General features: G+C 59.3%; 11 protein-coding genes and 1 pseudogene. 9 read left to right on the top strand and 3 right to left on the bottom strand.

What is annotated here, in order from left to right:
- The first annotated feature begins 84 nt into the window (after positions 1-84).
- Entirely contained in the window at positions 85-2,286 is a 2,202-nt protein-coding gene (locus KGB24_RS14380; RefSeq protein WP_008034213.1) for a hypothetical protein, read from the top strand.
- Between the two features lie 1,045 nt (positions 2,287-3,331).
- On the opposite strand, the gene KGB24_RS14375 is transcribed toward KGB24_RS14380, so the two are convergent.
- Complete coding sequence (locus tag KGB24_RS14375) at positions 3,332-3,637, bottom strand: DUF2288 domain-containing protein (protein ID WP_223415777.1); 306 nt, start codon at positions 3,635-3,637, stop codon at positions 3,332-3,334.
- A 340-nt stretch (positions 3,638-3,977) separates the two neighbouring features.
- Between KGB24_RS14375 and KGB24_RS14370 the strand changes: the two genes are divergently transcribed.
- The 5 genes from KGB24_RS14370 to KGB24_RS14350 all read left to right on the top strand — a co-directional run bounded on the left by KGB24_RS14370 (position 3,978) and on the right by KGB24_RS14350 (position 8,980).
- Positions 3,978-5,105, top strand: a complete 1,128-nt coding sequence (locus KGB24_RS14370) for a branched-chain amino acid ABC transporter substrate-binding protein (protein WP_008034377.1) — start codon at positions 3,978-3,980, stop codon at positions 5,103-5,105.
- Positions 5,106-5,337: 232 nt separating this feature from the next.
- On the top strand, positions 5,338-6,261 hold the full coding sequence (livH, locus tag KGB24_RS14365; RefSeq protein ID WP_008034378.1) for a high-affinity branched-chain amino acid ABC transporter permease LivH: 924 nt from the start codon (positions 5,338-5,340) through the stop codon (positions 6,259-6,261).
- On the top strand, positions 6,258-7,514 hold the full coding sequence (locus KGB24_RS14360) for a high-affinity branched-chain amino acid ABC transporter permease LivM (RefSeq protein ID WP_192417965.1): 1,257 nt from the start codon (positions 6,258-6,260) through the stop codon (positions 7,512-7,514). Before livH ends, KGB24_RS14360 begins: the two co-directional genes overlap by 4 nt.
- Positions 7,511-8,278, top strand: coding sequence for a high-affinity branched-chain amino acid ABC transporter ATP-binding protein LivG (gene livG / locus KGB24_RS14355; RefSeq protein WP_008034380.1), 768 nt, complete (start codon positions 7,511-7,513; stop codon positions 8,276-8,278). Before KGB24_RS14360 ends, livG begins: the two co-directional genes overlap by 4 nt.
- Complete coding sequence (locus KGB24_RS14350; RefSeq protein WP_008034381.1) at positions 8,279-8,980, top strand: ABC transporter ATP-binding protein; 702 nt, start codon at positions 8,279-8,281, stop codon at positions 8,978-8,980. It abuts the gene before it with no gap.
- Positions 8,981-9,165: 185 nt separating this feature from the next.
- On the opposite strand, the gene KGB24_RS14345 is transcribed toward KGB24_RS14350, so the two are convergent.
- Entirely contained in the window at positions 9,166-10,074 is a 909-nt protein-coding gene (locus KGB24_RS14345) for a LysR family transcriptional regulator (RefSeq protein ID WP_008034383.1), read from the bottom strand.
- Positions 10,075-10,179: 105 nt separating this feature from the next.
- On the opposite strand from KGB24_RS14345, the gene KGB24_RS14340 reads away from it, so the two are divergent.
- The 3 genes from KGB24_RS14340 (at position 10,180) to KGB24_RS14330 (ending at position 13,290) form a co-directional block, all read left to right on the top strand.
- Complete coding sequence (locus KGB24_RS14340; RefSeq protein WP_008034386.1) at positions 10,180-10,779, top strand: short chain dehydrogenase; 600 nt, start codon at positions 10,180-10,182, stop codon at positions 10,777-10,779.
- A 148-nt stretch (positions 10,780-10,927) separates the two neighbouring features.
- The gene (locus tag KGB24_RS14335) at positions 10,928-11,581 is read left to right on the top strand and encodes a COG3650 family protein (protein WP_223415776.1); all 654 of its coding nucleotides are present in this window, start codon (positions 10,928-10,930) and stop codon (positions 11,579-11,581) included.
- A gap of 95 nt (positions 11,582-11,676) precedes the next feature.
- Positions 11,677-13,290 (top strand): NAD(P)/FAD-dependent oxidoreductase, encoded by a 1,614-nt coding sequence (locus tag KGB24_RS14330; RefSeq protein WP_192228637.1) that lies wholly within the window; start codon positions 11,677-11,679, stop codon positions 13,288-13,290.
- Between the two features lie 139 nt (positions 13,291-13,429).
- On the opposite strand, the pseudogene KGB24_RS14325 reads toward KGB24_RS14330, so the two are convergent.
- Positions 13,430-13,666 (bottom strand): annotated as a pseudogene (locus tag KGB24_RS14325) (PLP-dependent cysteine synthase family protein); the annotation flags it as partial.

Genomic DNA, 13,666 nt, shown 5'->3' with positions numbered 1-13,666 from the left:
GCTGAAAAAAGACGCGAGAACCCATCCGTGATGGTTTGACGACACGTTGTCGTCCAGCCAACCAGCCCAGGTACATGGCGCACAATGACTTCTAAAAACAATCCGGCCACTGCGATTTCCGATCTGACGCTGAGCCCCGCGGCGAACAGCCCCACGCCGTCGAAGCCATTGAGCCCCTCGCGCCCGTTGGCGACTCAGCAATACCTGTACTTCACCGAGACCAATACCGACCGCATCCTCGATAACCTCGACGGTCTGCGCGACATGGTGTTCCCGCGCCCGCCGCACCTGGAAGGCGATAACGAACAGCACAACGATCAGGAATTCCCGTCGGTGTGCCTGATCGGCCTCGGTCGCTGCGGCTCGAACATCGCGCTGGACGTCGCGGAGCTGGTGTACAACGCCCGCAAGTTCTACCTCAACGAATTCAACAACGAAGATCGCCTGTCGCCGGACAAGCGCTACGCGGAAAAGGGTTACAGCCCGGCCCAGTGGATCCGCAACAACCTGCGCCTGGGCCCGAACAAGGCCACCAAGCCGGTGTTCCTGGTCGAACCGCTAGTAATGCTCGGCGACCTGGACAAAGACATCGCCGGTCGCATCCGTTTCTCGCGCAAGGGCGAAAAAAGCGGCTTCCTGCGCGATTACAGCAAAATGAAAATCATGGACTTGTCGGAAGTCCACGCCGGTGGTGCCGGTAACGCGCCGATCCTCGGTCAGTACCTGGCCAAGATCATCCTGAACAAGGACACCCAGCGTTTCTCCAGCCCGGACTGGAAAATGATTCACTCGTACCTGATCGACAGCTGCGGCATCAAGGCCAACCAGTCGCGCCTGTACTTCTCGATCTTCAGTGCCGGCGGCGGTACCGGTTCGGGCATGGCTTCGGAATTCGGCCTGGCCCAGCAGCACTCGTACATGAACAAGACGTTCGACACCAAGCCGATGGACGAGCACGACGGCAAAAGCGGTCATTCCTTCGTCTTCGAACCGATCTTCACCAGCGGCATCTGCGTGCTGCCGAACATTTCCGATCACCGCAGTGAAATGTCCGAGGCGCTGCACATCAACGCCGGTCGCCTGCTGTGCAAATACCTCTCGGAAGAATGGGACTTCTCCTACAACTTCGCCAACGAAGACAGCAGCGAAGCCAGCGTCATGGGCCGTATCCGCCCATGGAACGCGATGATGCTGATTTCCAACGACATCATGCGTTATGCCGAAGAAAGCGATGACGGCAACATCCAGAACATCGACGTCAACGCGATGGAAAAGCACGCCAACCAATACATCTCGCAGCAGATCTTCAACATTCTGACGGCGCAGGCGGTCACGACTGACTACGACCAGAACTATTTCCGTCGCGCCGGCATCGACATCGGCGAAACCATTCGCCTCGACGCCAACGACCTGTTCATGAGCCTGGCCGGCCCGGTGGCGATTGCCTACGCAGAATCCGTAGTGCCGGAAACCCCGCCGCCAAGCAGTGACAAGTTCAAGGTGTTCGAGAAAGAGCCGCAGCGCCTGAACATCGATGACCTGTTCTTCCGCTCCATCGACCTGCCGCACTTCAACAAAGTGACCCAGGCCATTGAAGGCATCAGCCTGCTGCCGATCGAGTCCAAGCGCTATCGCGCCTCGCTGGAGCAGTACAAGAATTCCGGTTACGACGCGGCCGCGTTGCACGACCTGCACTTCTTCAAGAACTGCTCGTCGGTGGTGTCGATTGTTTCGCTGCCGAAAGACTACAAACTGTCGTACATGGACCTGAACCGGTTGAAGACTCACCTCAACAGCCTGTTCCCGAACACCACGCTCAAGCGTTATGCGCTGGTGATCGGCGCGTCGGCCAACTTGTCGCTGACCACCTTGATCGCCAAGAGCCCGTGCCTGTCGGACGACTTCCTGACGCTGATCGTGGCCTTCATCAAGCGCTGCTTCGCGAAGAACCCGTACCGCTTCGACGACACGCTGGATAACTCGATCCTCGACTTCATCATCAACGAAGACTTCAACGAAGAGCTGATCGACGACTTGCTGAACGAGTTCGAGAACCCGGCGAAGATCCTCGATACCAACTGGTATGCGATCAAACCGATGTACGAGAAGAAGTACCGCGAGCTGATCAACGACAAGGAAAAATTTGTCTCGATCAATGACATTCGCCTGTCGCGCGATTGCGTGAAAAAGGCGATCAAGTACCTGCGCGAGATCTACCGTCACCGGATTGGCAAGACCAAGGTTATTTCGCTCAATAACCATACGGGCAAGACGTTTACCGTCTGATCTGATGCCGCTCCTCAGGCTTTTAGATTCAAGCTTGGGGGGCATATCCGTTTTTTGGGTGATGGCTGATATTGGTTTCGCCCTTACGGCGAGTTACTTGGAAGAGCGCCAAGTAACCAAGCGCTCTTGCCCCACCACTTGGCACCTCGCCTAGGCTCGGTGTGCCCTCAACTCCGGCATTGCTCCGCGGGTCGCCGCGATGGGCCATCCCTGGCCCAGCGCGGCTAAACCGGCATCCTTGCCGGTTTCCCCGCTGCGCAATGCCTGCGCTCGGCCAGCGTGGTTAACGGGGCGCCTGCGATCAAAATCAAAATCAAAATCAAAAACGAAGCGGCCTTTGGGCCGACCGGGGCGTCAAGCGGGCGCGCTGCGCTTGTTTGACCGTGCTGACGCCGATCCCATGTAGGAGCGAGCCTGCTCGCGAAAATCGTCCCGGCAACGCGTTTATTCAGATTGCCCGCGTTATCGTTGACGTCCATCGCGAGCAGGCTCGCTCCTACAGGGGGACGCGTACAAACCAATAGCCAGGTCGGCTATCAGGCCGCCTCGCGTGCTTTTGATTTTCTTGCCCCATGGGGAGGCCGAGTGGAGGTTCTGCGCAGTGGGCAACCCGGCATGGATGCCGGGTTAGCCGCCCCCGGCCATGGATGGCCGATGGCGGCGGGCCCACGGAGCAGGACCGGAGCGAGGGTATGCCGAGCCATGGCGAGGCACCGGACGAAAGGGGCAAGAGCCCTTGGTTACTTGGGGCTTTTCCAAGTGACTCGCCGTAAGGGCGAAACCATTAGCAGCCGTTACCGCAGTAATGGATATGTACACAACCTACAACCCACAAACCACAACTCCCAGCCTGAATAGCCCCCCCAAATCCAACATCCAGAAACAATTAAGCAGCCCATCGGCTGCTCAATAAACTGTGCCCGTTACGTTTACGTCACCGTTATGCCAACTCCGCCTGTGGCCTTTCTCTACGGCAACATGCCATCACGCTACTCGGCTACACACTTTTCCCCGGCGAAGCGACGCACTCATTCGGTGCGCAACTTCACTTCGTCGCCCTTTCCTGGATCAGAATCCACGGCGAAACCACCACTGCCCACAGCTGCGGATCACGTTCGAAAAGATCCAGCGCCCGCGTTTCAGACAGCTTGGCGACCGTGTCGGCAGCCAGCCAGGCAGCCACTTTCTCGCCCTCGTCGGTGGCCACGGCCTCGGCAACGGCGATCAAATCCAGACCGGGATCGACCCACAATAGGGCACCCTTGGCGAAGAAGGGCTCCAGCTCCTTCCAGGTAATAGATGCGGTTTCACCAAGCAGCTTGGCATAGAGGGTGCTAGGTTCTTGAGTCATGGGTCCTGTCCGGAAAAGAAATCGACGTGGATGATAACGTCGGTGGTCAGGCAGAAAAACCCGGATGCAATTGAGTTACCGATTGAAAACTGCAGGAAAGCCAAGGATTGCTGAGAATTCAGCTACAACCCCCGCCGCAATTCTGTCTTTTTCTTTCAAAAAAGCGACACCCTCAGGTTTTGCCCCCCGGCGCTGCCTTCCCAGGCTAACAATCGGCGCTCTACACTGTACCGGTACAGTTGCCGGGGGCATTTTCCGGAGGATATTCGAAGATATCTGACCCGGTTCTGCTGCTACGGCGCCAGGACTATAAAAACTACAACAGTAAGAGTGGAGCACTATGACTAAGGCTACTAAGCAGATTTCCAAACTGTTTGCCGCTATGGTTCTGGCCGGGGTTGCCAGCCATTCGTTCGCAGCTGACACCATCAAGATCGGCATCGCCGGCCCTAAAACCGGTCCTGTAGCCCAATACGGCGACATGCAGTTCAGTGGCGCCAAAATGGCCATCGAACAGATCAACGCCAAGGGCGGCGTAGACGGCAAGAAACTCGAAGCCGTTGAATACGATGACGCCTGTGATCCAAAACAAGCTGTGGCTGTCGCGAACAAGGTCGTCAACGACGGCGTCAAGTTCGTAGTCGGTCACCTGTGCTCCAGCTCCACTCAACCGGCTTCGGACATCTACGAAGACGAAGGCGTGATCATGATCACCCCGGCTGCCACCAGCCCGGACATCACCGCTCGTGGTTACAAAATGGTGTTCCGCACCATCGGTCTGGACAGCGCCCAGGGCCCTGCCGCCGGTAACTACATTGCCGATCACGTAAAACCGAAAATCGTTGCTGTCCTGCACGACAAACAGCAATACGGTGAAGGCATCGCCACCGCCGTGAAGAAAACCCTGGAAGGCAAAGGCGTCAAGGTTGCCGTGTTCGAAGGCATCAACGCCGGCGACAAAGACTTCTCTTCGATGGTCTCCAAGCTCAAGCAAGCCAACGTCGACTTCGTCTACTACGGCGGCTACCACCCGGAGCTGGGCCTGATCCTGCGTCAATCCCAGGAAAAAGGCCTGAAAGCCAAGTTCATGGGTCCGGAAGGCGTGGGTAACGACTCCATTTCGCAGATCGCCAAGGAAGCTTCCGAAGGCCTGCTGGTAACCCTGCCGAAATCCTTCGACCAGGATCCAGCCAACGTTGCTCTGGCTGACGCGTTCAAAGCGAAGAAAGAAGACCCGAGTGGTCCGTTCGTGTTCCCGGCCTACTCGGCTGTGGAAGTGATCGCCGAAGGTATCAAGGCTGCCAAGTCCGAAGACTCCGCCAAAGTGGCTGAAGCCATCCACAAAGGCACCTTCAAGACTCCTACCGGCGACCTGAGCTTCGACGACAAGGGCGACCTGAAAGACTTCAAATTTGTGGTTTACGAGTGGCACTTCGGCAAACCAAAAACTGAAGCCAAGCCTCAGTAAGGCGCTGCCTGACTGACTGCCAATAAAGCCCACGGCGTGCCGTGGGCTTTGTTTTACGAACGTATTGGGCCGCGCTGGCGTGATCCGCCAGTCTCCCCACCTGAAAATCTCAAAACCGTCATCAGCGGTTCGCTGGCAAACCTCGCGTTCGAAGTGGATGCAGATCCACGGGGCTCGAGCGGGAAAATGACTCCACCAGTGAAATGCGTATCAGGTTTTTAGGAGCGCTGTAATGCCTGACATCTATCACTTCTTCCAACAGCTGGTTAATGGTCTGACCATTGGCAGCACGTATGCCCTGATCGCCATCGGCTATACGATGGTTTACGGCATCATTGGAATGATCAACTTCGCCCACGGCGAGGTGTACATGATCGGTTCCTACGTGGCGTTCATCGCCATTGCGGGCCTGTCCATGATGGGACTCGACAGTGTTCCGCTGTTGATGACCGCCGCTTTCCTCGCGACCATCGTCGTGACCAGTGCCTACGGTTACAGCATCGAACGGATCGCCTACCGCCCCTTGCGCGGCAGCAACCGTCTGATCCCGCTGATTTCCGCCATCGGCATGTCGATTTTCCTGCAGAACACGGTTCTGCTGGCGCAAGACTCCAAGGACAAATCCATCCCCAACCTGATCCCCGGCAACTTCGCCATCGGGCCAGGTGGCGCACATGAAGTGCTGATTTCCTACATGCAAATCGTGGTGTTCGTGGTGACTCTGATCGCCATGCTCGGCCTGACGCTGTTCATCTCCCGCTCTCGCCTGGGTCGCGCCTGCCGCGCCTGTGCCGAAGACATCAAGATGGCCAACCTGCTGGGTATCAACACCAACAACATCATCGCCCTGACCTTCGTCATCGGTGCCGCACTGGCGGCCATCGCGGCCGTGCTGCTGAGCATGCAATATGGCGTGATCAACCCGAACGCCGGTTTCCTGGTCGGCCTCAAGGCCTTCACCGCAGCGGTACTGGGCGGTATCGGCAGCATCCCCGGCGCCATGCTCGGCGGGATCGTGCTTGGGGTGGCGGAAGCCTTCGGTGCCGATATCTTCGGCGACCAGTACAAGGACGTCGTGGCGTTCGGCCTATTGGTTCTGGTGTTGTTGTTCCGGCCTACCGGCCTGTTGGGCCGTCCGGAGGTTGAAAAAGTATGACTAGGAATCTTAAACAGGCGTTGTTCAGCGCCTTGCTGGTGTGGGCCGTTGCCTACCCGGTACTCGGTCTGAAGCTGACCATTGTCGGCATCAACCTCGAAGTCCATGGCACCAGCACTGCAACGCTGATCACCATCGCCGTGTGCTCGGTACTGATGTTCCTGCGGGTGCTGTTCGACCAGCAGATCAGCTCGGCCTGGAAATCCTCGCCGAACATGCCGGTGATGCCGGCCAAGGCCAGTAATTTCCTGACCCTGCCGACCACCCAACGCTGGATCATCATCGCGCTGATCGTCGGCGCGCTGGTCTGGCCGTTCTTCGGTTCTCGCGGTGCGGTGGATATCGCCACGCTGGTGCTGATCTACGTGATGCTTGGCCTGGGCCTGAACATCGTGGTCGGCCTGGCTGGCCTGCTCGACCTCGGTTACGTCGGTTTCTATGCCGTCGGCGCCTACAGCTACGCGTTGCTGTCGCACTACTACGGCTTGAGCTTCTGGATCTGCCTGCCGATCGCCGGCCTGATGGCGGCCACTTTCGGCTTCCTGCTCGGTTTCCCGGTCCTGCGTCTGCGCGGTGACTACCTGGCGATCGTGACCCTGGGCTTCGGCGAAATCATCCGTCTGTTCCTGCGTAACCTGACCGACATCACTGGTGGCCCGAACGGCATCAGCAACATCGAAAAACCGACGTTCTTCGGCCTGACTTTCGAACGTAAGGCGGCCGAAGGCCTGCAGACGTTCCACGAGTACTTCGGCCTGGAATACAACTCGATCAACAAGGTGATCTTTCTTTACCTGGTCGCGCTGTTCCTCGCACTGTTTGCGCTGTTCGTCATCAACCGCTTGCTGCGCATGCCCCTGGGCCGTGCCTGGGAAGCGTTGCGTGAAGACGAAATCGCCTGCCGTGCACTGGGCCTGAACCCGACGATCATCAAGCTCTCGGCTTTCACCCTCGGCGCATGCTTCGCCGGTTTCGCCGGCAGCTTCTTCGCCGCGCGTCAGGGCCTGGTGACACCGGAGTCCTTCACCTTCATCGAGTCGGCGACCATCCTCGCCATCGTGGTGCTGGGTGGCATGGGCTCGCAGCTGGGCGTCGTACTCGCCGCCACGGTGATGATCCTGTTGCCGGAAATGATGCGTGAGTTCAGTGAATACCGCATGTTGATGTTCGGCGCCTTGATGGTGCTGATGATGATCTGGCGTCCTCAAGGTCTGCTGCCCATGCAACGTCCTCACATGGAGCTGCGCAAATGAGCCGCGAGATCCTTAAAGTCGAAAACCTGAGCATGCGCTTCGGCGGCTTGCTGGCCGTCAATGGCGTAGCCCTGAGCGTGAAAGAGAAACAGGTCGTGGCACTGATCGGCCCCAACGGCGCCGGCAAGACCACCGTGTTCAACTGCCTGACCGGTTTCTACAAGCCGAGCGGCGGCAGCATCATGCTGGACGGCGAGCCGATCGAAGGCCTGCCCGGCCACAAGATCGCCCTCAAAGGCGTGGTGCGCACCTTCCAGAACGTGCGGCTGTTCAAGGACATGACGGCGGTCGAGAACCTCTTGATCGCCCAGCACCGTCACCTGAACACCAACTTCCTGGCGGGCCTGTTCAAGACCCCGGGCTTCCGCAAAAGCGAACGCGAAGCCATGGAGTTCGCCGAGTACTGGCTGGACAAGGTCAACCTCAAGGCATTCGCCAACCGTCCGGCCGGCACCCTGGCCTACGGTCAGCAACGTCGTCTGGAAATCGCTCGTTGCATGATGACCCGCCCGCGGATCCTCATGCTCGACGAACCGGCTGCCGGCCTGAACCCGAAGGAAACCGAGGATCTCAAGGCGCTGATCAGCATGCTGCGTGAAGAGCACAACGTCACCGTGCTGCTGATCGAACATGACATGAAACTGGTCATGAGCATTTCCGACCACATCGTCGTGATCAACCAGGGCACGCCTCTGGCCGACGGTACGCCGGAACAGATCCGCGACAATCCTGAAGTGATCAAAGCCTACCTGGGGGAAGCGTAAATGCTGCAATTCGAAAACGTTTCCACCTTCTACGGCAAGATCCAGGCGCTGCACAGTGTCAACGTCGAAGTCCGTCAGGGCGAGATCGTGACCCTGATCGGTGCCAACGGCGCCGGCAAGTCGACCCTGCTGATGACCCTCTGCGGTTCGCCGCAAGCCCACAGCGGCAGCATCCGCTACATGGGTGAAGAGCTCGTCGGCCAGAGTTCGTCGCAGATCATGCGCAAGAGCATCGCCGTCGTGCCGGAAGGTCGTCGGGTGTTTGCTCGCCTGACCGTGGAAGAAAACCTCTCCATGGGTGGCTTCTTCACTGAAAAGGGCGATTACCAGGAACAGATGGACAAGGTCCTCGGACTTTTCCCACGCCTGAAAGAGCGTTTCAATCAGCGCGGCGGCACCATGTCCGGCGGCGAACAGCAAATGCTCGCCATCGGCCGTGCGCTGATGAGCAAGCCCAAGCTGCTGCTGCTCGACGAGCCTTCGCTGGGTCTGGCGCCGATCATCATCCAGCAGATCTTCGACATCATCGAACAGCTGCGAAAGGATGGCGTGACGGTGTTCCTGGTCGAGCAGAACGCCAACCAGGCGCTGAAAATCGCTGACCGCGCGTACGTTCTGGAGAACGGCCGCGTGGTGATGCAAGGCACCGGTGAAGCACTGCTGACCGACCCGAAAGTGCGCGAAGCGTACCTCGGTGGTTAAGCGTTCGCGGTAAACAAAAAACGGCCTTCGGGCCGTTTTTTTATGTATGCCCCCAATCCCCCGAACAACGAAATCCCCCTGTAGGAGCCGGCTTGCTGGCGATGGCGGTGTATCAGTCAGCATCTCTGTTGAATGTTATACCGCGATCGCCAGCAAGCCGGCTCCTACAGGGACCGTGTGATGGCTCACAGCCTGTCCAACGCCTCCCCACTGCGTTTGAACCAGCCAATCAAGTAATCCGCCAGCACCTGCGTGCGCTTGGGCAACCCACCCTGATACGGGTGCACCAAATACATCGGCATGCGACGCGTCTGATAATCGCGCAGGAGCCAGCGCAAACGGCCGTCAGCCAATTCCGCCTGCAACAGGTAGGACGGCAGACGCGCAATGCCTGCGCCCGCCAGCGCGGCTTTTTTGAGCAGGCTGTAATGATTGCTGGCGAACGGTCCCGACACACGCACCCGCAATAATTCGTGCTGCTGGTGATACAGCCATTCTTCGCGGCCGCTGTAGTGGCTGTTGAGCAAACATTGGTGCTCAGCCAGGGACTGCGGGGTCAGCGGTTCGCCGTGTTGCTCAAGGTAAGCCGGGCTGGCGCAGGTCAGTTCGTGCCAGGCCAACAGCGGTCGCGCCACCAGACGCTCGTCATTGCCGACGTCAGAGCGAACCGCCAGATCAAAACCGTCGCGGGACAAGTCACGGTAATTGTTGCTGAGGTCGAGCTCGATCTGCACCTGCGGGTACTTGTGGGAAAACTCCAGCAGCAAGCCATCGAAGAAGGTTTCTCCCAACGATACCGGAACCGTCATACGCACCGGCCCTGCCATATCGTCCTTCAACCGCGCCAATGCCTGACGCGCCCTTTCCACTTGCACCACCAGCGCCTGGGCTTGCGGCAACAGCGCCGCCCCCGCCGCCGTCAGGCTCAAGCGGCGGGTGGTGCGTTGCAACAGCACCACGGAAAACCGCGTCTCCAACAGGCTGATGCGCTTGGACAACTGGCCCTTGCTGCAACCCAGTTGCTGCGCCGCCAAGGTGAAACTGCCCGCTTCAATCAGCACTGCAAACGCCGCCAGATCATCCATCTCGCTCATGGATTGTTTCCATTAGAAAACCAAAGGTTGCCTATTAGCGCGCTTATCCACAGAAAAAACCACTCTAGACTGAAGCCACTTTCAACACACATGAGGATAAACAACATGAAAATTCTTTTGATTGGCGCAGGCGGCACCATCGGTTCGGCGATCGACAAGGAGTTGTCCGAGCGTCACGAGGTCATCCGCATCGGTCGCAACAGCGGCGATTTCCAAGTGGATATCAGCGACAGCGCCTCGATTCGCAAACTGTTCGAACAGACCGGCAAGTTTGACGCACTGGTTTGCGCTGCGGGCAACGTGACCTTCGCGCCGCTGAACGAAATGACCGCCGACAGTTTCACCCTCGGCCTGAACGACAAGCTGATGGGCCAGGTCAACCTGCTGCTGATCGGTCGCGAATTCGCCAATGACGGCGCATCGTTCACCTTCACCACCGGCGTGCTCAGCCACGACCCGATCCGCAGCGGTGCTTCGGCCGCACTGGTCAACGGTGCCATCGACAGCTTCGTGCGTGCCGCCGCGATCGAACTGCCGCGCGGCCTGCGGGTGAACTCGGTGAGCCCGAATGTCCTGGTTGAAGCGATGGGCAAATACGCGCCGTACTTCCGCGGCTTCAAACCGGTTCCGGCTGTCGATGTGGCACTGGCCTACGCCAAAAGCGTCGAAGGCCTGCAAACCGGTCAGACCTTTCACGTCGGCTAAACAACCAAGACCTGTAGGAGCCAGCTTGCTGGCGATGGGGTCATCAAGATCGCCATCGCCAGCAAGCCGGCTCCTACAAGGTTGATCGCGGGGTTGTGATGAACGGTCAGGCTGCGTAACGTGGCGGCACTTGTCTGGAGAGCCAAAGATGCGTGTTGCCCGTTCCTTAGTCCTTGTTGCCGTGCTTCCACTGTTCGCGGCCTGTCAGTTGTTCGATGGCCCGCGTGAAAGTGCCTCCCACGTGGGCCAGACCCGAATGCAGGGTCAGTTGACGGCGGCCGACGGCAAGCTGTTGTTCCAGCCGTGCAATGAGCAGCGCAGTTTCGTGGTCAACGACACCGGCGGCACCAGCGTCCTGCAAGAGGCCGCCAGCCTCGCCAATGCGCAGGGCAAGCTGTTCGCCGACGTTCGCGGGCGGATCGTCGACAGTCGCCTCGATCTGGAGCAGCTGTACCGCGTCGAGCGCTCGGGCACCGCCTGCGGCGATCCGAATTTCAAACCGTTGATCCTGCGCGCCGCCGGCCACGGGCCCGAGTGGAACGTCAAGGTCAGTGGCAAAGGCATGGTCGTCGACCGTGCGGGCCAACCGCCCCTGGCCGTCCCTTATGTTGAAGAGCAACTGGGCGATGGCCGCTTCAACCTCAGCACCGAAGCCAATAACCAGCACATCGAACTGTGGGTCGCGCCGCAACGTTGCATCGACAGCAGCACCGGCAGTGTTCAACACATGAGCGCCGAACTGCGCATTGACGGCCAGGTTCAGCGTGGTTGCGGGTATTTCGGCGGATCGCGCGACGACTGATCGTTTAAGCCTCACGGGACTCGGCTTTTGGGGCTTATAATCGCCGCCTTCAAACGCCTTGGCGCAGTTGTGCGCCCCGCGAACCGGATCCCGTCATGTTACGAATCACTGAACTCAAGCTGCCGATCGACCATCCCGAAGAAGACCTGCGCCCTGCCATCGTGCAGCGCCTGGGCATCGCCAGTGATGACCTGCTCGATTTCACCTTGTTCAAGCGCAGCTACGATGCGCGCAAAAAATCCTCCGAACTGTGCTTCATCTACACCATCGACCTCACCGCGAAGGATGAGGCGGCGTTGTTGCACAAGTTCGCCGATGACCGCAACGTCAACGTGGCGCCGGATGTCAGCTACAAAGTGGTCGGCCAGGCGCCGGCCGATCTGCAGCAACGCCCGGTTGTCGTAGGTTTCGGGCCGTGCGGGATTTTCGCCGGGCTGCTGCTCGCGCAAATGGGCTTCAAGCCGATCATCCTCGAGCGCGGCACCGAAGTGCGCCAGCGCACCAAGGACACCTGGGGCCTGTGGCGTAAAAGCGTGCTCAACCCCGAGTCCAACGTGCAATTTGGTGAAGGCGGCGCGGGGACTTTCTCCGACGGCAAGCTCTACAGCCAGATCAAGGATCCGAAGTTCATCGGGCGTAAAGTCCTGCATGAGTTCGTCAAAGCCGGCGCGCCGGAAGAAATCCTCTACGTCAGCAAACCGCACATCGGTACGTTCCGTCTGACGGGCGTTGTGGAAAACATGCGTGAGCAGATTCGTGCACTGGGTGGCGAAGTACGCTTCCAGCAGCGCGTCACCGACGTGTTGATCGAGGACGGTCAATTGGTTGGCGTCGAGCTCAACGGCGGCGAACAGATCCATTCGAAGCACGTGATTCTGGCCCTCGGCCACAGTGCCCGCGACACCTTCCGCATGCTCCACGGTCGTGGCGTGTTCATGGAAGCCAAGCCGTTCTCGGTGGGTTTCCGTATCGAACACCCGCAGTCGCTGATCGACCGCGCGCGCCTGGGCAAGTACGCCGGCCACCCGAAACTGGGTGCCGCCGACTACAAACTGGTGCACCACGCCAAGAACGGTCGCTCGGTCTACAGCTTCTGCATGTGCCCGGGCGGCACGGTGGTCGCGGCGACCTCCGAGCCGAATCGCGTCGTGACCAACGGCATGAGCCAGTACTCGCGTAACGAGCGCAACGCCAACTCCGGGATCGTCGTCGGGATCACCCCGGAAGTCGATTATCCGGGCGGCCCGCTGGCCGGTATCGAGTTGCAGGAACGCCTGGAATCCCACGCCTTTGTGCTGGGTGGCAGCAACTACGAAGCGCCGGCACAGCTGGTGGGCGATTTCATCGCGGGCAAACCGTCCACCGAGCTGGGCAGCGTTGAACCGTCCTACAAGCCCGGTGTTGCGCTGGGTGATTTAGCGTTGGCCTTGCCAGCGTTCGCCATCGAAGCCATTCGCGAAGCCTTGCCGGCGTTCGAGAAGCAGATTCGCGGCTACTCGCTGCATGACGCGGTGTTGACCGGGATCGAGACGCGCACGTCGTCGCCGTTGCGGATCACCCGTAACGAGTCGATGCAGAGCCTCAACGTCAAGGGCTTGTTCCCGGCGGGTGAAGGTGCGGGTTATGCGGGCGGGATTCTGTCGGCAGGTGTCGATGGCATTCGCATCGCCGAAGCCGTGGCCCGCGACATCCTCGGCCTCGAGGCCTGACCGGCAATTTCTGAAACAATGCAGAACCCTGTGGGAGCGAGCCTGCTCGCGATGACGGCTGAACATTCAACTGAGATGTTGACTGGTCTACCGCTATCGCCGGCAAGCCGGTCTCGCTCCCACATTGGATTTCGGTGTGTCAGATGTTGGCGCGCAGCACGGTCGCTGGAAGCGGCTCGCCGCGCTCGACACTCGCTGCCACCGCCGCCATCAACCCGCTCAACTCATACCCCTGCGCCTTGAGCCAGGCCTGATCGTAATAACTGGTTTCATAGCGCTCGCCGCCATCGCACAGAATCGCCACGATCGACCCCGCTTCCCCCGCTGCCACCATCTGTTGCGCCGCCATCAACGCACCAATCAGATTGGTCCCGCT

Source organism: Pseudomonas sp. BF-RE-25 (genome assembly GCF_019956105.1).
GTDB classification, from domain to species: Bacteria; Pseudomonadota; Gammaproteobacteria; order Pseudomonadales; family Pseudomonadaceae; genus Aquipseudomonas; species Aquipseudomonas migulae.
This window is presented reverse-complemented; position numbering and strand designations above follow the sequence as displayed.

Excerpts from the sequence above, each read along its gene's own strand:
- KGB24_RS14345 (WP_008034383.1), bottom strand. The coding sequence starts at position 10,074 with ATGAGCGAGATGGATGATCTGGCGGCGTTTGCAGTGCTGATTGAAGCG.
- livG (WP_008034380.1), top strand. The coding sequence starts at position 7,511 with ATGAGCCGCGAGATCCTTAAAGTCGAAAACCTGAGCATGCGCTTCGGC.
- KGB24_RS14350 (WP_008034381.1), top strand. The coding sequence starts at position 8,279 with ATGCTGCAATTCGAAAACGTTTCCACCTTCTACGGCAAGATCCAGGCG.
- KGB24_RS14330 (WP_192228637.1), top strand. The coding sequence starts at position 11,677 with ATGTTACGAATCACTGAACTCAAGCTGCCGATCGACCATCCCGAAGAA.
- KGB24_RS14375 (WP_223415777.1), bottom strand. The coding sequence starts at position 3,637 with ATGACTCAAGAACCTAGCACCCTCTATGCCAAGCTGCTTGGTGAAACC.
- KGB24_RS14380 (WP_008034213.1), top strand. The coding sequence starts at position 85 with ATGACTTCTAAAAACAATCCGGCCACTGCGATTTCCGATCTGACGCTG.
- KGB24_RS14335 (WP_223415776.1), top strand. The coding sequence starts at position 10,928 with ATGCGTGTTGCCCGTTCCTTAGTCCTTGTTGCCGTGCTTCCACTGTTC.
- livH (WP_008034378.1), top strand. The coding sequence starts at position 5,338 with ATGCCTGACATCTATCACTTCTTCCAACAGCTGGTTAATGGTCTGACC.
- KGB24_RS14370 (WP_008034377.1), top strand. The coding sequence starts at position 3,978 with ATGACTAAGGCTACTAAGCAGATTTCCAAACTGTTTGCCGCTATGGTT.
- KGB24_RS14360 (WP_192417965.1), top strand. The coding sequence starts at position 6,258 with ATGACTAGGAATCTTAAACAGGCGTTGTTCAGCGCCTTGCTGGTGTGG.
- KGB24_RS14340 (WP_008034386.1), top strand. The coding sequence starts at position 10,180 with ATGAAAATTCTTTTGATTGGCGCAGGCGGCACCATCGGTTCGGCGATC.